The sequence below is a fragment of the Pseudacidovorax sp. RU35E genome (assembly GCF_900156165.1).
In the GTDB taxonomy this organism is placed as follows: Bacteria; Pseudomonadota; Gammaproteobacteria; order Burkholderiales; family Burkholderiaceae_C; genus Xenophilus.
This window is the reverse complement of record NZ_FTMY01000013.1, coordinates 12424-32970: the sequence shown is the minus strand read 5'-3', so window position 1 is coordinate 32970 and position 20547 is coordinate 12424. Positions and strand designations below refer to the sequence as shown.

The following is a 20547-nucleotide window of genomic DNA, read 5'->3' as shown; positions in this document are numbered from 1 at the left end:
AACAGCGGCCGCCGTTCGTTCTGTCTCTACTGGAGAAACCCATGAGTGAAATCAGCCGCAGCGCTCTTTTCGGCAAGCTGAATCCCCTGGCCTACAAGGCCATCGAAGGCGCGACGGTCTTCTGCAAGATGCGCGGCAATCCCTATGTGGAGCTGGAGCACTGGTTCGCCCAGTTGCTGCAGAACCAGGAGAGCGACCTGCACCGCATCGTGCAGCACTACGGGCTGGACATCTCGCTGCTGGCCAAGGACGTGACGGCCGCGCTGGACCGCCTGCCGCGCGGCGCCACCGCCATCAGCGACTTCTCGCCGCACATCGAGAACGCCATCGAGCGCGCGTGGACCTATGCCACCCTGCAGTTCGGCGAAGCGCAGGTGCGCACGGGCTACATCGTGGTGGGCATGCTCAAGACGCAGAGCCTGCGCAACCCGCTGCTGCAACTGTCCAAGCAGTTCGAGAAGATCAAGGTCGAGGACCTGGCCGCCAACTTCGCCAAGATCTGCGACGCCTCGGCCGAAGGCCGGATGCGTGCGCAGGACGGCACCGGCATGGGAAGCGGCGCGCCGGGCGAGGACAGCGGCGCCATCGCGCCCGCCGCCATGGGCAAGGGCGACGCGCTCAAGAAGTTCACCACCGACCTCACCGAGCAGGCCCGCGGCGGCAAGATGGACCCCATCGTCGGCCGCGACGACGAGATCCGCCAGGTGGTCGACATCCTGATGCGCCGACGCCAGAACAACCCCATCCTGGTGGGCGAAGCCGGCGTGGGCAAGACGGCCGTCGTCGAGGGCTTTGCCCAGCGCATCGCCCGCGGCGATGTGCCGCCGGCCCTCAAGGATGTGAAGCTGCTGGCCCTGGACGTGGGCCTGCTGCAGGCCGGCGCCAGCATGAAGGGCGAGTTCGAGCAGCGCCTGCGCTCGGTCATCGAAGAGGTGCAGGCCAGCGAGCAGCCCATCATCCTGTTCGTCGACGAGACCCACACGCTGGTGGGCGCGGGCGGCGCGGCCGGCACCGGCGATGCGGCCAACCTGCTCAAGCCGGCGCTGGCGCGCGGCACGCTGCGCACGGTGGGTGCCACCACCTGGGCCGAGTACAAGAAGTACATCGAGAAGGACCCGGCGCTCACACGCCGCTTCCAGAACGTGCAGGTGGACGAGCCCGACGAGCGCAAGGCCATCCTGATGATGCGCGGCGTGGCCAGCACCATGGAGAAGCACCACCAGGTGCAGATCCTGGACGAGGCGCTGGAAGCCGCCGTCAAGCTGAGCCACCGCTACATCCCGGCGCGCCAGCTGCCCGACAAGAGCGTGAGCCTGCTGGACACCGCCTGCGCCCGCGTGGCCGTGAGCCTGCATGCCACGCCGGCCGAGGTGGACGACAGCCGCAAGCGCATCGAGTCGCTGGAGACCGAGCTGCAGATCATCGGCCGCGAGAAGGCCATCGGCATCGAGGTGGCCGAGCGCGAGCAGGCCGTCAATGCCGAACTGGCCGCCGAGCGCGACCGCCTGGGCGATCTCGAAGGCCGCTGGGGGCAGGAGAAGGCGCTGGTGGACGAGCTGCTGGCCCTGCGCGCCAAGCTGCGCAGCGGCGGGCAGCCGGTGGACGTGCCGCCCGCTGCGGAGGGCGCCAACGCCCCGGCCTCCGCCGAGGGCGGCGGCGACGACCGCGAGGCCATGCTGGTGCGCCTGCGCGCGCTGCAGGCCGAGCTCACCACGCTGCAGGGCGAGTCGCCGCTGATCCTGCCCACGGTGGACTACCAGGCCGTCGCCGCCGTGGTGGGCGACTGGACGGGCATCCCCGTCGGCCGCATGCAGCGCAACGAGATCGACACCGTGCTCAAGCTGCCGCTGCTGCTGGGCCAGCGCGTGATCGGCCAGGACCATGCGATGGAGATGATCGCCAAGCGCATCCAGACCAGCCGCGCGGGCCTGGACAACCCCAGCAAGCCCATCGGCGTGTTCATGCTGGCCGGCACCTCGGGCGTGGGCAAGACCGAGACCGCCCTGGCCCTGGCCGAGGCGCTGTACGGCGGCGAGCAGAACCTGATCGTCATCAACATGAGCGAGTACCAGGAGGCGCACACCGTCAGCTCGCTCAAGGGCGCGCCTCCCGGCTACGTGGGCTACGGCGAAGGCGGCGTGCTGACCGAGGCCGTGCGCCGCAAGCCCTACAGCGTGGTGCTGCTCGACGAGGTGGAGAAGGCGCACAGCGACGTGCACGAGCTGTTCTTCCAGGTCTTCGACAAGGGCTTCATGGAGGACGGCGAAGGCCGCACCATCGACTTCAAGAACACGCTGATCCTGCTGACCACCAACGCCGGCACCGACCTGATCGCCAGCATGTGCCGGGACCCCGAGCTGATGCCCGACCCCGAGTCGATGGCCAAGGCCCTGCGCGAGCCGCTGCTCAAGGTCTTCCCGCCGGCGCTGCTGGGTCGGCTGGTGACCATTCCCTACTACCCGCTGTCGGACGAGATGCTCGCCAGCATCGTGCGGCTGCAGCTGGGCCGTATCAAGAAGCGCGTCGAGGCCCGCTACAAGATTCCGTTCGAGGTGGGCGACGACGTGGTCAAGCTGGTTGTCAGCCGCTGCACCGAGAGCGAATCGGGCGGCCGGATGATCGACGCCATCCTCACCAACACCATGCTGCCGGACATCAGCCGCGAGTTCCTCACGCGGATGATGGAAGGCAAGCCGATCGAGGGCGTGACGGTGGGCGTGGCCGACGGCGGCTTCAGCTACAGCTTCGCCTGAGCGCGCGACAGTCACCCACTGCAAGGAAACAACATGATCGATCTGTCACTCTGGTCTTCGGTACTGAACAACGACCTGCTGCTCAAGCAGATCACCATGCCGGGCAGCCATGACGCCACCATCTACGACGGTGCCGACTTCACGAAGACCGGCATCACGAAGTACATGGTGTCGAGAAACAAGTCGATCACGCAGAGCGGCTCCATCGCCCATCAGTGCCAGCTGGGCTCGCGCTTCTTCGACGTGCGCCTGAAGCTTGCGGACGGCGTCGTGCGCGGGTACCACCAGACGGCAGGGCAGGGGGGTGTGGGCGCGAGCGCAGACAAGATCCTGGACGATGTCGACGACTTCCTGCGCGGGCGTGCCAGCGAGTTCGTCATCCTGCGTATCTCGCACACCTCACGCGACACCGACATCGTCAACCATGTGCTCAACCACCGCATCGCCAACCGGCTCTACAAGGGCACGGGCAACGTCGCCAACGCGAGGATCGGCGATCTGCGCGGCAAGGCGATCTGCATCTTCGATGCCAAGAAGTTCGGCTTCAAGAAGAACAGGCTCATGAAGGACAAGGCCAGCCAGCTCAGCCAGGCCAACGGCATCCATGCCTTCCACAAGTACAGCGCCGGCGCCACCTATCACGACGGCCTGGGCGTCTGTGGATGCTTCAAGGGCAGCTCATCGATCAACGAGGTGCTGGGCAATGCGGTCCAGGGCGCAGAAGAGCACGCCTGCCATGCCGACGACCACCTGTTCTTCATGTACTGGCAGCAGACCTACGGCAACGTGGAGGCGAACACGAAGCAGGCAAGCATCGGCATCAAGACCGTCAAAGGGCAGCCCAAGCTCACCGGCGGCACCCATGCCAATACGCCGGGCATGATCAAGCTGATGCAGCAGAAGTCCGCCCTGAACGCTGCGTACCGGCCCAAGGACATGGACCCGGCCCTGTGGCAGAGCGTGGTCACCACGCGAGGAGACCGCATGTGCCTGCCGAACGTCATCAGCTACGACTTCATCAACGCGAAGACGAGCGAGGAGATCGTGCTGATCAACGATCCTGGCACGCGCCAGTACATCCGGCGTCGGGCCTGATGCCCACAGTGGCTGGCGCCTCGTGTCGCTGGGCTGGCCGCGACACGCCTTCCCACTTCGTCCTTCCACCCGGTCCGCGGAGCCTTCGATGATGAAACCTGCCCGTGGCGATCACGCTGTGCACCGCCAGCGCATGACGCCGGCCGCAAGCAGCATCGTGACCCGACGCCCCGGTGGCGGCGTGGAAGCCGATCCCGCGCAGGCGATGGGCATCGCGCTGGCCTGGCACCGGGAGGGGCGCCTGGACGCGGCCGAAGCGATCTATCGCAACCTGCTCGACCATGGTCTGCGGGACGCCAACGTCCTGCATTTCCTGGGTGTGCTCACACACCAGCGCGGACGTGCCCGCGAAGCGCTGGCCTTGATGCGCGACTCCCTCGCGCTCGATCCGACCGTGGCCGACTGGCACAGCAACATCGGCAACGTGCTGCTCGAGACGGGGCAACTGGACGCGGCCGCCGCGGCCTACCGGCAGGCGCTGGCACTGCGCCCCGACCATCCCGCCTTCCACAACAACCTGGGGGTGCTGCTGCGCGAGCAGAACCGGCCGGAGGAAGCCGAACGCGCCTACCTGCGCGCGGTGGAACTGGCACCCGACTATTCGGATGCCTATTCGAACTGCGCCTCGCTCTACCAGGCCCTGGGCCGCGGGGAGGACAGCCTGCGCATGTTCTGGCAGGCCCTGCTGCATTCGCCGCGGCATTCGCGCAGCCGCCGCCTGCTGGGGCTGGCGCTGTTCAACCTGGGCCGGCTGGAGGAGGCCGCCGCCGTCTACCGACAGTGGCTCGAGGACGAGCCGGGCAACGTGCAGGCGCGCCATCACCTGGCGGCCTGCGGCGGCGCCGAGGTACCCGAGCGGGCGGCCGACGGCTATGTCGAAGAGGTGTTCGATGGCTTTGCCAACAGCTTCGACGCCAAGCTGGCCCTGCTGCACTACCGTGCGCCCGAACTGGTGGCCGGCCAGGTGGCCGCGTGCCTGGGCGAGCCCCGCGCGGCACTCGACATCCTGGATGCCGGCTGCGGCACCGGCCTGTGCGGCCCCCTGCTCGCGCCCTACGCGCGTCATCTCGAGGGTGTGGACCTGTCGGCAGGCATGCTGGCCAAGGCCGAGCCGCGGCAGGTCTATCACCGGCTGGTCAAGGCCGAGCTGACCGCCTTCCTGCAGGAGAGCGAGCCGGCCAGTCGTGACCTGATCGTTTCGGCCGACACCCTGTGCTACTTCGGCCGGCTGGCACCGGTGTTCGCGGCGGCACAGGCCACGCTCCGCCCGGGCGGCTGGCTGATCTTCACGCTCGAGGCCGTCGATCCGGCCCTGCATGCGCAGGGTGCCGGGCCCGAGGGCTTCGTCCTCAATCCCCACGGGCGGTACAGCCACGATGGTGCCGCCGTACGCCGGGATCTGGAGGGGGCAGGCCTGGAGCCCGTGACCTTCGACTCCGTGCACCTGCGCGAAGAGAACGCCCGGCCGGTGCTGGGCTGGCTCGTCGCCGCGCGCCGCCATTGACCCATTCGAGTCTCCCCTCATGGCCACACAGGAATTCCGCATCCAAAGCGACTCGCCCGTCAACGACGAGCTGATGTTCTGGGGCATCGTCGGCCACGAGGGCCTGAGCCGGCCTGCGGCCTACGAGCTGTCGGTGCTCTCCAAGGCCAGCGACCTGGATGCGGGCGACGTGCTGGGCCATGCCTTCGACGTGGTGGTCGAGTTCGTGGACCCGGGCGGCAACCTGCATGAGCGCCATTGCCAGGGCCACGCGGTGCGCTTCGCGCGCATGGGCGCCGTCGGCCGTTACTTCGAGTACCGCATCACCCTGCGTTCCTGGTTCTGGCTGCTGACCAAGCGCATCAACGCCCGCATCCACCAGGACAGGAGCGTGCTGGAGGTGATGGACGCCACCTTCGAGGACAGCGCCATCAAGCGCTTCAAGAAGACCAAGCCCAGCGGCGTGGTGGGCGAGCACAAGCCGCGCACCTACTGCGTGCAGTTCGAGGAGAGCGACTACGCCTTCGTCTCCCGCCTGCTGGAGGACGAGGGCATCTACTACTGGTTCGACGCGCACGACGCGCCCGGCACCATGCTGCTGGCCGACGGCGCCGGCGATGCGCACGACAAGCTGCCCGTGGTGGCCGAGTTGCCCATGGCCACCGGCGGCGGCGAGGAGCGTTTCGACGAGATCCTGCGCTGGTGCGACGCGCGATCGCTGACCAGCGGCCGCTATGCCTCGCGCGACAGCGATTTCAAGAAGATCCGCACCGTGCTCAAGTCCGACGCCGATGCCTCGGGCGAGCACGAGATGAGCGACCTGGAGGTGTTCGAGTTTCCGGGCGGCTACTTCGAGAACGGCGCGCTCAACCTCAAGCTGGGCGCGCGCATCGACCAGATGGTGTCCGAGCGCCGGCAGCACTGGGCGCTGACGGCCTGGCCCGACGTGGCGGTGGGCCGCTGCTTCGACTTCAGCGGCGACCCCGACGGCACCCGCGACGGCGCCTACCTGATCGCCGGCTGCACGATGGTGCTGATGCACCCCGGCTACGAGGGCATGGACATGGAGCCGCGCGAGGGCGCGGCCGGTCGGCTGCTCGCGGCGCTGCTGGCGGACGACGCCGTCAACGCGCAGGTGCTCGACCCGCTGGCGCGCCTGATCGCGGAAGAGCCGCTGCTGCACACGGGCCGCCGCGGCGCGGGCCTGTTCCTGCTGACGGCCCTGCCAGCGTCGACCACCTTCAAGCCGCCGCGCCTGACGCCGCGCGTGCGCATGCCCGGTCCGCAGTCGGCCATCGTGGTGGGCGCCGCCGGCAAGGAGCACGACGTCGACCCCTTCGGCCGCATCAAGGTGCACTTCCATTGGGACCGCTACGACCAGAGCGACGAGAAGTCCACCTGCTGGATCCGCGTGTCGCAGCCCTGGGCCGGCAAGGGCTGGGGCGGCTATTTCGCGCCGCGCATCGGCCAGGAGGTGGTGGTCGACTTCCTCAACGGCGATCCCGACCGTCCCCTGGTGATGGGCCGCGTCTACGACGACGACCAGCCCATCCCCTATCCCAGCGCCACGCAGAGCGGCTTCAAGACGCGCTCCACACCCGGCGGCGGGCCCTCGAACTACAACGAGCTGATGTTCGAGGACAAGAAGGGCGCCGAGCTGGTGAGCATCCATGCCGAGCGCAACATGTCGACCTCGGTGGAGGTGGACGATTCGCTGAGCGTGGGGCAGGACCAGGTCGAGGGCGTGGGCCGCGACCACACGACGACGGTGGGGCGCAACGAGAAGAACACGGTGGCGGAGAAGCAGGAGAACACCGTCGGCATCAGGCAGATCAACAGCATCGGTTCGGGCGGCCAGCTGACGCAGGTGGGGGGCTTCCAGGAGAACGTCTTCCACGCCAGCCAAAAGACCTCGGTGGTCGGCGATCAGACGCTGGTGGTCACGGCCAAGCAGAGCGTGGCCGTCGGGGGCGAGCAGAAGACCGCCGTGGGTGGCGAGCAGAAGATCAGCGTGACCGGCGCGCAGACCACCACGGTGGGCGGCAACCTCACGATCAATGGCATGGCCAACACCAAGATCCAGACGACCGGCGAGCGCAACGACATCACCACGGCCAAGCACGCCATCATGTCCAACCAGATCAAGATGGTGGCCAACGCCACCATCGAGATGATGGCGGTGGGCAACATCAATGCCACGTCCATCGGTTCCAACACCACGGTGCTGGGCTCCAATTCGAGCGGCTACATCGGCGTCAACAGCGAGGCCAACCTCGGCATCGCCCGCTCGACGTTCATGGGCCTGAGCATGAACAACGCCCTGGCGGTGGACATCTCCAACTTCGTCGGCGCGCAGATCGAGAACACGGCCGCGATCCGGCTGTCCAACGTGGCGGCGGCCTACATCAGCCAGGCCGGCGTCGACTTCGACATGACCACCATGAAGACGATCACGGGCGGCGCGGGCGGCGGTGCCGGTGCGGCGCCGTCGTCCGTCACGGGCGTGCTGGCCGGCGTGGCCGTGGGCGTGGTGGGGGCCGCCTTCGGCGTCTACGACGTGAATCAGACGCTGAATCAGTACGAACAGGCCGAGAAGGACCTCGACCAGGCCGCCATCGAGGCTGCCCGCATGGGGCTGAGCAATCTGGCCGGCCGGCTCGATCGCATGGCGCGGCTCGTCAACCGACGCCGGCGCGAGGGCACCGCCCTGGCGGTGGGCGGGCCCATCTGGCTGCTGGGCGAGATCGGCGCCGAGGCCACGGGCGGCACCTATGCCTCGTCGGCCTCCAAGACGCTGGGCGAAGAAAGCCAGGATTCCGCCGGGCGCGGCCGGCCGGCCTCCGCCACCGCGCCCGAGGCTCCCACCGTACCGGCCATGCCCCAGATGCCGCCGCCCTACCGCCCGCCGGGCCAGCACTGAGAAGCGATGCAGATCCACAAGCCGTCCTGCCTGGGACTGTCGACGCGCCCCATCGAGTACCGGCGCCGCTACGGCCTGTGCATCTCGGCCAGTTTGCATGTGCCCTTCGAGCAGGCCGAGGGCGGCACGCTGTGGGGCGAGCAGTCGATGTGGGACTTCCTGGCGGCCGAGATGGCCGTGCCGGTCATCGACGAAGGCGTGGCCAAGCTCACCGCCGAATTCCTGGTGCATGGCCGGGCCTGGCCGCCGCCGCATCAGCCTGGCGCCTGCGCTGTGCGCGCGCGCGTGGGGCCGGCCGAGAAGACGCTGCTGGTCTTCGGCGACCGCAGCTGGAACGGCGACCGTCCGACCGCGCCCGCACCCTTCGCTGGCATGCCCCTGGACTGGGCGCGTGCCTATGGCGGGCCGGACTTCGCGCTCAACCCGGGCGGCCGTGGGCGCGCGGCGGCCGACGGCATCCAATGGCTGCCCAACATCGAGGCGCCGCAGGAGCGGCTGCTGCGGCCGGACCAGGCCGCCAACCCTGCGGGCTTCGGTGCGCTGGAGCCGCTGCACCCATGGCGCGCGCAGTACCGCGGCACCTACGGCGAGGACTACCTGCGCGAGCACGCACCCGGCTTCGCCCCCGATCTCGACTGGCGCTACTTCAATCTCGCGTCGCCCGACCAGTGGTTCGCGCAGCCGCTGGTCGGCGACGAGCCCTTCGCCTTCGACCACATGCACCCGGCGCAGGCGCAGGTGCAGGGGCGCCTGCCGGGTCTGCGGGCGCGCAGCTTTGCAAGCTATGCGCAGGCCGAAGGCCCGCCCGTGCTGCGCGAAGTCCCGCTGCGGCTGACCACGGCCTGGTTCTTTCCGCATGCGATGCGCTGTGTGCTCATCTTCCAGGGCCTGGCCGAGATCGGCACCGACGACGGCAGCGACATCGTCGGCCTGCTCGGCGCGGTGGAGCGCGTGGGTCAGGCGCGGGCCGATGCGCACTACACCGAGGTACTGGAGCGACGGGCCGACCCCCGCGTGGGCGGCATCCATGCGCTCAACGATGCGGACCTGCTGCCCGAGGGGCTCGACACGCGCGACCCGGCCGCGGAGGTGGCCCGCGAGGCCTTTGCGAGCCCGGGCAAGCAGGCCGAAGTGCAGCGCCACCGTGCCGAATGGGAAGTGGCCATGGCGCGCCAGCAGGCGCGGGACCTGGGCCAGGACCCGGACGCCCTCGGCATCCGCCTGCCGCCCGCGACCGCCACGCCAAGCGAGCCGGGCGCGCTGGCGGCACATCTGCTCGAACAGCACGAGCTGGCGCAGCACCAGCACTGGGCGGTGGTGGACGACGTGCTCAAGCAGGTCGAGCAGGCGCTGGAGATGGTCAAGACCCATGGGGCCAAGGCGGTGCAGGCCGCGACGCACCGCGGCCCGCCGCGCTTCAGCGCCGAGACAAGGTTGGACGAGATGACGGCCCAGGCGGCGGCGCTGGGGCGCCCGCTCGATCCGTCGGGGCCGTACCCGCACTTGATCCGCCAGGAGGCTGCGGAGCGCGACGGTTACCTGCAGTCAGCCCATGCGCAGATGCCGGCCGACCGCATGGCACCGGCACCGGCGCGCGCACTGCGCGGCGAGATCGAGCGGGCCGTGGCCGCCGGCCTGCGCCGCTTCGCCGAGATGGACCTCACCGGTGCCGACCTGTCGGGCCTGGATCTGCGTGGCTGCGATTTCGGCGGGGCCTGGCTGGAGAGCGCGACGCTGGCCGGCGCCAACGTGTCGGGCGCCCGCTTCGTGCGGGCCGTGCTGGCCCACGCCGACCTGCAGGGCGCGATGGCCGTGGGCACCGACTTCACGCAGGCCAACCTCGGCCGCGCCCGTCTGGCCGGCGCGGTGCTGGACGAGGCCTGCCTGGAAGGCGCCATGCTGATGCACAGCGACTTCCGCAAGACGCAGCTGCGCCGCGCCCGCCTGGCCCGCGCCCAGTGGATCGAGAGCCGCTGGGGCGAGGCCGACTGGAGCGGCGTGCAGGCGCCGGGCCAGGTGTTCCACCGTGTGGCGCTCGAGGGCATGGTGCTGGCCGAGGCCGACCTGTCGCGGGCGGTGTTCTTCGAATGCGGACTGCAGGGCGTCGACCTGCAAGGCGCGACCCTGGCGCAGGCCAGCTTCGTCGGCTGCCGGCTCGACGGCGTGCGGCTCGCGGGCGCAGTGCTCGACGGCGCCTCCTTCGTGCAGGGCTGCAGCCTGGCGCAGGCGGACCTGCGCTCGGCACGCCTGGCCGGCGCCAACCTGGCAGGCTGCGACCTGCGGGGTGCACGGCTGATGCAGGCCAACCTCGATGGCGCCCTGCTGTCCTCGGCGGTGCTGGAGCAGGCCGACCTGCGACTGGCCCGCGCCGAGGGCGCGTTGATGCGCCGCACGCGCCTGCGCCAGGCCAACCTGGCGGGCGTGCTGCTCAAGGACGCCGTGCTCCAGCATGCCGATCTGCGTGGCGCCGATCTGAGGCGCAGCAACCTGTTCGCGGCCGACCTGTCGCGCGTGCGCCTCGATGGCGACGTGCGCCTGGAGGAGGCGCTGCTGACCCGTGCGCGCACCTGGCCGCGGCTCAGCCGCGAAGAGCAGGAAAAGGCATGAGCAGCACGGCCGCTGCTCCTTCGCCCATGAGCCGCACGACGCTGGCGCTCGCCGCGTCGCTGGGCGAGATGCTCGAAGGCGTGGAGTTCAGCCGCGGCGCGTATGCGCGCGCCGCGCTGGCCGGTGGCACCTTCATACGCTGTCGCTTTGCCGAGGCCGACCTGCGCGAGGCCGACCTGCGCGAATGCGTGTTCGACCAGTGCGACCTGCGCGGCGCCCTGCTGGGCGGCGCCTTCCTGAACAAGGCGGTGTTCAACCGCTGCGTGATGGACCATGCCGACCTGCGCGCGGCCAACCTGCACGGTGCCCTGGTGACCGAGTGCCAGGCGCCGCATCTGCAGCTGGGCGAGGCCCGGCTGGCCATGGCGGTACTGACCGGCTGCCAGCTCGACCACGCGGGACTGCGGTCGGCCAACCTGGACGCGACCACCTTCAGCGGCTGCTCGCTGCTGGACGCCGCGGCCGATGGCGCCCTGTGGCGCCAGACCACCTTCATCGAGTGCCGCGTCGAGCAGATGAGCTGGACCGGCGTGCAGATGCTGCGTGCGGTCTTCGTGGCCACGCCGCTGGCAGGCCGTGACTTCGGCGGGCTCGATCTGCAGGCCTGCCAGTTCCTGGGGGCCGACCTGCGCCGCGCCAGCTTTCGCGGCGCGGCCATCGAACGGTGCAACTTCCAGCAGTCCCGGCTCGATGGCGCCAGCTTCGCGCAGGCGCGCGGGGCGCATGCGCTGTTCTGCGATGCGGCCGGCGTGGCGGTGGACTTCGCTGGCGCGTCGCTGCCACAGTCGCTGTTCACCCGGGCCCGCCTGCCCCAGGCCCGCTTCGCGCAGGCCGACCTGCGCCAGGCCCACATGGCCGGCGCCCAGCTTCCCGGTGCCGACTTCCAGGGCGCCCAGCTGACCCATGCCGACCTGCGGCATGCGGACCTCGGCGGCGCGCGCCTGGACGGCGCCACGCTGCTGCGCACCGTGCTGCACGGTGCGCGGACCGACGACGCGGTCTTCAGCGATCGCGCGCGCGCCCTCGAAACCGATCCCGCGCTGGCCGAGGCCGAGCGCTGGCGCCCCACCTGAGCGTCCGTGCGCCTGCGCCGCAGCCGCCCGCCCTCACCACCAAGGACTTCCCATGCACGACACCCTCGCCGCCCCCGCCACCCGGCGCCGCCGCGCCGCGCCGCCTGCCACGCCGGCCGCCCACTGGTGCGTGGGGGTCGTCACCGCGCGGCAGGGCGAGCGCTTCGCCGTGGTCAGCGGGGCGCAGGCCCTTCAGCTGCAGCGCGCCGTGGGCTGCCTGCTGGAGCCTCGCCCCGGCGACACGGTGGCCTGCCTGCACACCGAGGCCGGCGGCGAGGGATGGGTCATGGCCGTGCTGACGCGCGAGCCCGCTAACGAGACGGACGGGCCGCACCGGCTCAGCCTTCCCGGCGACACCGAGCTGTCCGTGGGGCGTGGACGACTTTCCTTGCAGGCCACCGACCTGGCGCTTCGGGCCGACCAGGGCCTCAGTGTGCAGGCGCACGATGCGCGGCTGACCGTGGACAGCGGCGAAGCCGTGGCCCGCCAATGGCGCATGAGCGCCGGGGTGATGAAGCTGGTGGGCAGCCTGCTGTCGACGGTGGTGGACCGTGCCCAGCACTTCAGCCGCCACCACCTGCGCCGCACGGAAGGGCTGGACCGCGTCCATGCCACGCACCTGGACTGCGAGGCCGAGCAGCTGCTGCGCCTGTCGGGCGAGCATGCCCTGGTCAACGGCGAGAAGCTGGTCAAGGCGCGCGGCGCCCAGATCCATTTCGGCTGACGCTCACCGCTGCAGAAGGAGCCGGGCATGTTCGCCAATTGCCAGCTGATGGGCACCGACATGGGATTCCCCGACGTGTGCCTCACCCCCGCGGTGCCGTCGCCGATCCCGGTGCCCTATCCCAACATCGCCATGGGCCCCATGGCGATTCCCAACTGCCCGACGATCCTCTTCATGTGCGCGCCGGCCCACAACCTGGGCACGACGATCCCCATGACGAATGGCGACAACGCGGGCGTGCTGCTCGGTGTGGCGTCAGGCACGGTGATGGGCCCCAGCCGGCACCTGACCGGCGCCTTCACCGTGCTGCTGCAGGGCATGCCCGCCAGCCGCCTGACCAGCGTCTCGCTGCAGAACAGCACCAACTGTCCTGGCGTGCGCGTGGCTCCCAGCCAGACCGTGGTGCTGCTGCTGGCGCCCTGATGCGGATGTGGGCGTGCCGGGACGTTCAGGGCCTGGCGCCGGCGTCCCACTGGCGCTGGATGTCCTGCGGGCTGGCCGAGGGCACGAAGTAGCGCGCGGCCCGGCGGCGCAGGTCGGCCGTGATGACTGCGGTGGCGAAGGCGTGGGCCTCGGGCGCCACCGCATCGACCGGACGCCTGCGCTCGCGCCCGTCGGTCAGCGCCTCTGCCACACGACCGTCGCGCATGCGCACCCGCATGATCAGCGGCGGCGCGATGCCGTAGGTGCAGCGCTGCCCGGTGTAGAGCGCTTCGATCGTCTCGCCACTGTGCAGCCGCAGGTCGAACTCCAGCAGGTTGTGCTTGGACTGGCTGCGCGGCCCGTAGCGGCAGCGCGCGACGACCTCGTCGATCTGGGTGAGCCATTCGCGGGCAAGCGCGGGTGCCGCCGGCAGCAGGCCCGGCGACCAGGACGGGTCCAGCCGCGCGATCTCGTCGTCGAGCGCCTTCTGCAGCACCTGGGCGAGCACCGCATTGGGCTGGTCGCCAGGTGTCTCGGGCGTGCCGCCCGTGCATGCGGCCATCAGGGCGGACAAGGCGGCGAACAGGGCCATGGCGGGTCTCCGAAGACGAGGGCGCGGCATGCGCCGATTAGACGATCGAAGAGGCCGCGGCCGGGGTGCGGCGGCGCGGGCCGAAGGCATACCTCTTCCGGTGAGCTTGTGGCGACCGTCGCTGGCATGAATACTTTTCCCAGCATCGGCGAACGGCCCGCAAGGGCGGCGCCGCGCCCCGCGGGAGCCTCCTCATGATCGAAATCGTCGTCGTCGGCCGTCAAGGCGCCCCGATGGGCCGCCCCCTGGCGGCGCGCTTCGGCCCGCAGGGCGGCACCATCGGCCGCTCGGACACCAACACCCTGGTGCTGGACGACCCCGACCGCACCGTCTCGCGCGTGCATGCGCAGGTGCTGTGCCGCAATGGCCAGTACGTCATCGTGGACCGCGGCAGCAACCCCATGCAATGCAATGGCGTGCCGCTGGGCGCCGGCAACGAAGCCGCGCTGCAGGGAGGCGAGCGCCTGGTGATCGGCAGCTTCGAGCTGGCCGTGCAGCGCCTGCAGGCTGCCGCACCGCTGGCCGCCACGGCCGATCTGCCCACCGGCTTCGGGGCGCCGCCTGCAGCCGCACCGGCGCTTCCCGACGACGATCCTTTTGCCGACCTGCTGGCCGGCCTGGGCCCGGCCTCGCCGCCGCCGGCGCGGCCGGCTGCTCCCACACCGCCGGCAGCGCCCGCCGCAGCCCTGCCTGCCGCCTTCGCCGACCCCATGGGCCTGTCGCCGCGCGCCGGCACGCCATCGGCCGACGACCCCTTCGCCGGCCTGCTCGGTGCGGCGCCTGCAGGCGCTGCGCCGCTGGACGATTTCTCCGACCTCGGCCTGCCCGCGGCGTCCAACCCCACGGCCAATTCGCAGCGCATCGACGACCTGTTCGGCCTGGGACCGGCAAGCACCGGCGGTGATCCGCTGGCGCTGTCGCCGCTGGCCGATCCGCTGCTGCAGCCCAACACCGCCGGCAGTGCGGCCGATCCGCTGGCGGCCTTCCAGCAGGGGGCACCGGCCAGCCAAGCGCCGCGCAGCGACCATGCGCCCATCGGCCAGTTCGGCTTCACGCCGCCGCGCGCGGCCATGGCGCCTGCCATGCCGGCGTCACCGGCAACACCGCCGGTCCCGGGGGGGCAGGCCTTTCCCGACGCGGCGGGCGAGCCAATCCGCATCGGCCGCGCCACGGCCCCGCGCCCGGCGCTGCCGCCCGACGCCGCGCCCGCGGTTGCGGCCTTCGCGCCGCCGCCTGCGATGGCGCCCACCCCACCCGCAGCTGGGGCAGCCGGTGTGCCTGATCCGTTTGCGGACCTGCTGGGCGACGAGCCCTTCGGTTCTGCCGCGGCCACCGGCGGCGGCTTGGACGACCTGCTCGCGCCGGCGCCCGCACCTGCCGTGGCATCCGCGGCCGTGCCGCTACCCGCACCGGCACCGTTCCCAGCCCCAGCCCCTGCGCCCGCATCGGCGTGGTCCGCGCCGCCCGCCGCCGCGTTCGCGTCCCATCCGGCCGCGCCCGCCATGGCGCCCACGCCCATGGCGGCCGCAGGCGGCGATGCCGGCGAGCTGCTCGCCGCCTTCCTGCACGGCCTGGGCGGCATGCACCAGCCGCCCACGCAGCTCACGCCCGCGCTCATGGAGCGCATCGGCGTCATGCTGCGCAGCGCCACGGAGGGCACGCTGCAGCTGCTGCTCACCCGCCAGGAGCTCAAGCGCGAGGTGCGGGCCGAGGTCACCATGATCGCGGCGCAGGCCAACAACCCGCTCAAGTTCTCGCCCACCGTCGAGGTGGCGCTGGGCCATCTGCTGGGCCCGCAGCTGCGCGGCTTCATGCCGGCCGATGCCGCCATGCGCGATGCCTACGACGACCTGCGGGCCCACCAGTTCGGCGTGATGGTCGGCCTGCGCGCGGCGCTGGCCGCGCTCATCGCCCGCTTCGGCCCCGAGGAGCTGGAGAAGAAGATCGCCGCCCGTTCGGCACTGGACAGCCTGTTCGCGGCCAACCGCAAGGCCAAGCTGTGGGACCAGTTCACGGCCCTGTACGGCGCCATCGCCGCCGAGGCCGAGGACGACTTCCACAGCCTGTTCGGCAAGGCCTTCCTGGAGGCCTACGAGGCCCAGATGGCCCGGCTCAAGCAGCAGGCGGGCGAGGGTGGCGCGCAGCCGTGAGGGCCGCGGCGACCGATGACAACTGCGACGAGGAGCGCGCGTGGAAATTGAGATCGTCACCCTGACGCGGCCCGGCGGGCGTGACTACAACGAAGACGTCTATGGCCACTGGTACGACGACCGCCATGTGCTGTGCCTGGTGGCCGACGGCGCCGGTGGGCATGGCGGCGGCGACGTGGCCTCGGCCACGGCACGGGCCAGCCTTCTGGCGGGCTTCGCCACGCAGCCCGGCCTCGATGCCGGTGTGCTGCGTCAGCTGGTGGCCCATGCCAACGAAGCCATCGTCGAACGGCAGGCCGAAGGCGGCAAGCTCGCGGCCATGCGCACGACGCTGGTGATGGCCGCCATCGACCTGGAGGAGCAGGCCATGGTCTGGGCCCACAGCGGCGACAGCCGGGCCTACCTGTTCCGCGGCGGCGCCGTCGTGGCGCGCACCACCGACCACAGCCTGGTGCAGCAGATGGTGGCCGGCGGCATGCTCGACGACGAGGGCGCCCGGCTGCATCCGCAGCGCAACGTGCTGCTGTCGGCCCTGGGGTCGCTCACCGAGCCGCCGCAGGTCGACGTGTCGCAGCGCATGCGGCTCGAACCGGGCGATGCGCTGCTGCTGTGTTCGGACGGCGTATGGGAGGTGCTGGGCGACGAAGGCCTCATGGCCGGCCTGCAGGCCTCGCGCACGCCACGCCAATGGGCCGACCAGATCGACGCCCAGATCATTGCCCGCGGCAAGCCGGGGCAGGACAACTACACGGCCATCGCGCTGTGGGTGATGCCCGACGGGCATGACGACGCCACGCGGCTGATGCCCGCTCCCGACTGAGCAGCGCGGGCCCCTTGGGCCGCAGGCTGCCCAGACCCCCGCCGCCCCCCTCCAAAAAAAACGCCGGCAGCTGCCGGCGTTGTCGATGGCGCGGAACCCGCGCGATCAGTCGTTCGCGTTCGCCGCGATGTCCCAGGTCGTTTCCTTGGTGGTGTCCTTGGTGCCGTCGGCCTTCTGCGGCGTGTATTCGAACTTCACCTTGGCGAAGTTCAGCGTGATGTTCTCGGTCAGGCGGTCCTCGCCGCCGCTGCCGCCGGTCGACACGCTCGTGACCATCACCTCGTTCATGGTGATCTTGATGTACTCGATGGGATCGCCGCCCTTCCCGGACGCCTTGCGAACGTACAGGATGGCGTCGTCGTGGTGCTTGCCGACACAGCAGGCACCCATCAGCGCATGGCTGGAGGCATCGACGTACTTGGTGAAGCTCAGGTCCTGGACGCTGACCTTGCCGGAGCCGCCGCCGCCGCCCATGTGGGTCGTGCCGGATTGCGACATGCCCCAGCTCCAGGCCAGGACGTCGATTTCCTTCGGGTGCTTCTTGTCGGTCGATTCACCTTCGATGCCCTTGATCTTGATGAACATGTCAACTGCCATGATTCGTGCCTTTCAGTGTGTGAGTGGAGTGGGAGGGCCTTCTCTGCGGGACGAGCAAGGCTGTCTGGAGAACGAGGGAAGGCGCGCCTTTTCAAAATGAAGTTGGCGCGCGTGGATGTCAGGCCCCCTTGGCCGACGGCAGCTTCGACACCAGCCGCAGCGAGACGGTCAGGCCTTCGAGCTGGTAGTGCGGACGCAGGAAGAACTTGGAGGTGTAGTAGCCGGGGTTGCCCTCGACCTCTTCCACGATCACCTCGGCGGCGGCCAGCGGCTTGCGCGCCTTGGTCGACTCCGAGGAATTGGCCGGGTCGCCGTCCACGTAGTTGGTGATCCAGTTGTTCAGCCAGCGCTGCATGTCGTCCTTCTCGCGGAAGCCGCCGATCTTGTCGCGCACGATGCACTTGAGGTAGTGCGCGAAGCGGTTGCAGGCGAAGAGGTAGGGCAGGCGGGCCGCCAGGTTGGCATTGGCCGAGGCGTCCGGGTCGTCGTACTCGGCCGGCTTGTGCAGCGACTGCGCGCCGATGAAGGCCGCGAAGTCCGAGTTCTTGCGGTGGATCATCGACAGCAGGCCGGCCTTCGAGAGTTCGGCCTCGCGGCGGTCGCTGATCGCGATCTCGGTGGGGCACTTCTGGTCCACGCCGCCGTCGTCGCTCGGGAAGGTGTGCAGCGGCAGGTTCTCCACCGCGCCGCCCGACTCGATGCCGCGGATGCGCGAGCCCCAGCCGTATTCCTTGTACGAGCGGTTGATGTTGGTGGCCATCGCATAGGCCGCGTTGGCCCAGGCGTACTTGTTGTGGTCGGCGCCGGCCGTGTCTTCCTCGAAGTCGAATTCCTCGACCGGGTTGCTGTTGGCGCCGTAGGGCGTGCGCGCCAGGAAGCGCGGCATGCACAGGCCCAGGTAGCGCGAGTCGTCCGATTCGCGCAGCGTGCGCCAGCCGGCGTACTCGGGCGTGCTGAAGATCTTGGTCAGGTCGCGCGGGTTGGCCAGCTCCTGCCAGCTGCCCATCTGCATCAGGCTGGGGTTGGCGCCGGTGATGAAGGGCGCATGGGCGGCGGCCGCGATCTTGGCCATCTCGCCCAGCAGCTCGACGTCGGGCGGCGTGTGGTCGAAGTGGTAGTCGCCCACGATGGCGCCGAAGGGCTCGCCGCCGAACTGGCCGTACTCTTCTTCGTAGACCTTCTTGAACATCGGGCTCTGGTCCCAGGCCGCGCCCTTGAACTTCTTCAGCGTCTTGGCCAGGTCCTGCTTGGAGACGTCCATCACCCGGATCTTCAGGTTCTCGTCGGTCTCGGTGTTGTTGACCATGTAGTGCAGGCCGCGCCATGCACTCTCGAGCTTCTGATAGTCGGGGTGGTGGATGATCTTGTTGATCTGCTCGGTCAGCTTGGCGTCGATGGCCGCGATCATGGCCTGGATCGACTGCGTGACGTCCTTGCCGATCAGCGCAGTGTTGGACAGCGCCTGCTGCGCCAGCGTGAGCACGGCGGTCTCGACCGCGCTCTTGGCCTCGTCGCTGCGGGGCTTGAATTCCTTCTGCAGCAGCGACGCGAAATCGCTGCCTGCGTACTCGACCTCTTTCAGCGCATTCTGCTGAAGTGCATCTGCCATGGGGTTCTCCTCGATCCGGGGCGGTGGGGGTGTCAGGCGGCGCTGTCTTCGGCCGGCTTCTTGGCAGAGGCCAGCGACTGCAGCAGGGCGGGGTCTTCCAGCACCTTGGCGAGCAGATCCTCGGCGCCGCCCTTGCCGTCCATGTAGGTGACCAGGTTGGACAGCTGGTTGCGTGCTTCGAGCAGCTTGTTGAGCGAGTCGACCTTGCGCGCGATGGCGCCGGGCGAGAAGTCGTCCATGTTCTCGAAGGTCAGCTCCACCTTGAGTTCGCCCTCGCCGGTCAGCGTGTTCTCGACCGCGAAGGCGGTGCGCGGCTTCATGGCCTTCATGCGAGCGTCGAAGTTGTCGACGTCGAACTCCAGGAACTTGCGCTCGCCCACCGGTGCCAGCGGGTCGGCGGGCTTGCCCGACAGGTCGGCCAGCACGCCCATCACGAAGGGCAGCTGCACCTTCTTCTCGGCGCCGTACAACTCGACGTCGTACTCGATCTGCACGCGCGGCGCGCGGTTGCGGGCAATGAATTTCTGACTGCTCTTGGAGGACATGCGAAAGCTCCTTGAAGGAGAGGGGTGAAGAGTGGGAGCCGTGGCGCGCTTATTCGTCGTCGCTGGCGGCGCGCGCGCCGGTCACGTGCTCGATGGTGCTGATGGCGTCGGGGGCGAGGTTGGCGATGATGTCCAGGAAGCTCACGCCGATGAGCTTCTTGGCGCGTTCGATGAGCAGCGGTGCGGGGTTGCCCGGCTCGGTGCGCTGCAGGTAGGCGATGACCTTGTCGAGCATCAGCACGGCATCGGCACGCGACTGGATCTCGCCGCGGATCGGAGCGGGGCCTGCGGCCCGGCCGTCGCCATCGCCCGCGTCGCTGCGTTCGGCCGTGGCCTCGCCGTCGGCGACTGCGGGGGCATCGGGGGCCAGGCTCTGCGCGGTCTGGCCCAGCATGTGGCCGATGGCGCGCAGGCGCGACATGTCCACCGCCTCGCCCAGGCCGCTGCGGTCGTTGAGCACCTGCCGCAGTCCGTTGATGGCGGGCGCGGCGCCAGCCATGCGCTCGGCCACCTCGGGCTGCGCCTGCACGATCTCCTCGAGGCCGCCCTGGACCTGCGGCGCGGAATAGCCGGCGTCGCCGCCCACGGGCTCCAGCACGCCGCGGGCGATGGCGATGTCGCGCACGCGGATGCGTCCCAGGCTGCGCGCCGTGCCCACCCAGGCGTCGTACAGGTCGCGCACCACCAGCGCATCGTCGGCCAGCGGCGCGAGCGCGTTCAGCCGCATCGTGGGGTCGTCGTTGTCGTCCGCGTCCAGCATCGGATGGACGTGCTGCCACTGCGTGTCGAGCAGGCCGGTGAGCAGCCGCATGCCCGACAGGAAGCCCTCGAGCCCCTGCAGCCGGGTGCTGGCGCGCAGCAGGTGCACCGCCACGCGCACGTCCTTGGTCCGCTTGAGCAGCGCCTGGGCCGCCTCGGCCACCTGCGGCCATTCGGGCTCGACGGCGGGGATGACGGTGTCGCCGAACTGCTGCTCGGGTTTGCCCTGGGCCGAGGTCTCCAGCGCGATGAAGTCGGGGTCGTATTCCAGGTCGTCGCCGCAGGGCGATGCCTCGCCGATGGGCTCCAGCAGTGCGTCGACGATGTCCGAGGTGAGCATGTTGCCTGTGAAAAAGTGCTGGGGATAATCGAAGATGCCCACCCCAGGGTCAATGCA

The 20547-nt window shown here is 70.0% G+C and carries 15 protein-coding genes; 10 read left to right on the top strand and 5 right to left on the bottom strand.

Translation table 11 applies throughout. The features are described from left to right. The first annotated feature begins 41 nt into the window (after positions 1-41). The 8 genes from tssH to BXA03_RS20975 all read left to right on the top strand — a co-directional run bounded on the left by tssH (position 42) and on the right by BXA03_RS20975 (position 13078). Positions 42-2753 carry a type VI secretion system ATPase TssH gene (tssH, locus tag BXA03_RS21010; RefSeq protein ID WP_076511150.1) on the top strand — a complete coding sequence of 904 codons (2712 nt, stop codon included), beginning with the start codon at positions 42-44 and terminating at the stop codon, positions 2751-2753. A gap of 33 nt (positions 2754-2786) precedes the next feature. Further along, complete coding sequence (locus BXA03_RS21005; protein WP_076511149.1) at positions 2787-3848, top strand: PI-PLC domain-containing protein; 1062 nt, start codon at positions 2787-2789, stop codon at positions 3846-3848. A gap of 88 nt (positions 3849-3936) precedes the next feature. Next, positions 3937-5352: a tetratricopeptide repeat protein gene (locus BXA03_RS21000; RefSeq protein WP_083716223.1), complete on the top strand. Its 1416-nt coding sequence runs from the start codon at positions 3937-3939 to the stop codon at positions 5350-5352. A gap of 19 nt (positions 5353-5371) precedes the next feature. Continuing rightward, positions 5372-8251 (top strand): type VI secretion system Vgr family protein, encoded by a 2880-nt coding sequence (locus BXA03_RS27520; RefSeq protein ID WP_076511148.1) that lies wholly within the window; start codon positions 5372-5374, stop codon positions 8249-8251. 6 nt (positions 8252-8257) lie between these two features. Next, positions 8258-10858, top strand: coding sequence for a DUF2169 family type VI secretion system accessory protein (locus BXA03_RS20990; protein ID WP_076511147.1), 2601 nt, complete (start codon positions 8258-8260; stop codon positions 10856-10858). Then, entirely contained in the window at positions 10855-11931 is a 1077-nt protein-coding gene (locus BXA03_RS20985) for a pentapeptide repeat-containing protein (RefSeq protein ID WP_234983783.1), read from the top strand. Before BXA03_RS20990 ends, BXA03_RS20985 begins: the two co-directional genes overlap by 4 nt. 52 nt (positions 11932-11983) lie before the next feature. Next, positions 11984-12655, top strand: a complete 672-nt coding sequence (locus BXA03_RS20980; RefSeq protein ID WP_076511146.1) for a DUF3540 domain-containing protein — start codon at positions 11984-11986, stop codon at positions 12653-12655. Positions 12656-12682: 27 nt separating this feature from the next. Further along, entirely contained in the window at positions 12683-13078 is a 396-nt protein-coding gene (locus tag BXA03_RS20975) for a DUF4150 domain-containing protein (protein WP_076511145.1), read from the top strand. 25 nt (positions 13079-13103) lie between these two features. Here the strand turns inward: BXA03_RS20975 and BXA03_RS20970 are convergent, their stop codons facing one another. Then, positions 13104-13670: a hypothetical protein gene (locus BXA03_RS20970; RefSeq protein WP_076511144.1), complete on the bottom strand. Its 567-nt coding sequence runs from the start codon at positions 13668-13670 to the stop codon at positions 13104-13106. 194 nt (positions 13671-13864) lie between these two features. Between BXA03_RS20970 and tagH the strand changes: the two genes are divergently transcribed. Together tagH and BXA03_RS20960 are read left to right on the top strand one after the other, a co-directional pair. Next, on the top strand, positions 13865-15820 hold the full coding sequence (tagH, locus tag BXA03_RS20965) for a type VI secretion system-associated FHA domain protein TagH (protein ID WP_076511143.1): 1956 nt from the start codon (positions 13865-13867) through the stop codon (positions 15818-15820). 40 nt (positions 15821-15860) lie between these two features. Then, on the top strand, positions 15861-16640 hold the full coding sequence (locus BXA03_RS20960; protein WP_076511142.1) for a PP2C family protein-serine/threonine phosphatase: 780 nt from the start codon (positions 15861-15863) through the stop codon (positions 16638-16640). 105 nt (positions 16641-16745) lie between these two features. Here the strand turns inward: BXA03_RS20960 and BXA03_RS20955 are convergent, their stop codons facing one another. From BXA03_RS20955 to tssA, 4 genes are all read right to left on the bottom strand, one after another. Then, a complete protein-coding gene (locus tag BXA03_RS20955) occupies positions 16746-17237 on the bottom strand; it encodes an Hcp family type VI secretion system effector (RefSeq protein ID WP_076511141.1) in 492 nt (163 codons plus the stop codon). 118 nt (positions 17238-17355) lie between these two features. Continuing rightward, positions 17356-18846: a type VI secretion system contractile sheath large subunit gene (gene tssC / locus BXA03_RS20950; protein WP_076511140.1), complete on the bottom strand. Its 1491-nt coding sequence runs from the start codon at positions 18844-18846 to the stop codon at positions 17356-17358. Between the two features lie 32 nt (positions 18847-18878). Then, positions 18879-19391 carry a type VI secretion system contractile sheath small subunit gene (gene tssB / locus BXA03_RS20945; RefSeq protein WP_076511139.1) on the bottom strand — a complete coding sequence of 171 codons (513 nt, stop codon included), beginning with the start codon at positions 19389-19391 and terminating at the stop codon, positions 18879-18881. A 49-nt stretch (positions 19392-19440) separates the two neighbouring features. Beyond that, positions 19441-20490, bottom strand: a complete 1050-nt coding sequence (tssA, locus tag BXA03_RS20940; protein WP_076511242.1) for a type VI secretion system protein TssA — start codon at positions 20488-20490, stop codon at positions 19441-19443. Between the last annotated feature and the right edge of the window lie 57 nt (positions 20491-20547).

Bases quoted from the DNA above. Each gene is read 5' to 3' on its own strand.
- tagH (WP_076511143.1), top strand. From the start codon at position 13,865: ATGATCGAAATCGTCGTCGTCGGCCGTCAAGGCGCCCCGATGGGCCGC.
- BXA03_RS27520 (WP_076511148.1), top strand. From the start codon at position 5,372: ATGGCCACACAGGAATTCCGCATCCAAAGCGACTCGCCCGTCAACGAC.
- BXA03_RS21000 (WP_083716223.1), top strand. From the start codon at position 3,937: ATGATGAAACCTGCCCGTGGCGATCACGCTGTGCACCGCCAGCGCATG.
- tssH (WP_076511150.1), top strand. From the start codon at position 42: ATGAGTGAAATCAGCCGCAGCGCTCTTTTCGGCAAGCTGAATCCCCTG.
- tssB (WP_076511139.1), bottom strand. From the start codon at position 19,391: ATGTCCTCCAAGAGCAGTCAGAAATTCATTGCCCGCAACCGCGCGCCG.
- BXA03_RS21005 (WP_076511149.1), top strand. From the start codon at position 2,787: ATGATCGATCTGTCACTCTGGTCTTCGGTACTGAACAACGACCTGCTG.
- BXA03_RS20955 (WP_076511141.1), bottom strand. From the start codon at position 17,237: ATGGCAGTTGACATGTTCATCAAGATCAAGGGCATCGAAGGTGAATCG.
- BXA03_RS20975 (WP_076511145.1), top strand. From the start codon at position 12,683: ATGTTCGCCAATTGCCAGCTGATGGGCACCGACATGGGATTCCCCGAC.
- tssC (WP_076511140.1), bottom strand. From the start codon at position 18,846: ATGGCAGATGCACTTCAGCAGAATGCGCTGAAAGAGGTCGAGTACGCA.
- BXA03_RS20970 (WP_076511144.1), bottom strand. From the start codon at position 13,670: ATGGCCCTGTTCGCCGCCTTGTCCGCCCTGATGGCCGCATGCACGGGC.
- BXA03_RS20985 (WP_234983783.1), top strand. From the start codon at position 10,855: ATGAGCAGCACGGCCGCTGCTCCTTCGCCCATGAGCCGCACGACGCTG.
- BXA03_RS20980 (WP_076511146.1), top strand. From the start codon at position 11,984: ATGCACGACACCCTCGCCGCCCCCGCCACCCGGCGCCGCCGCGCCGCG.
- BXA03_RS20990 (WP_076511147.1), top strand. From the start codon at position 8,258: ATGCAGATCCACAAGCCGTCCTGCCTGGGACTGTCGACGCGCCCCATC.
- tssA (WP_076511242.1), bottom strand. From the start codon at position 20,490: ATGCTCACCTCGGACATCGTCGACGCACTGCTGGAGCCCATCGGCGAG.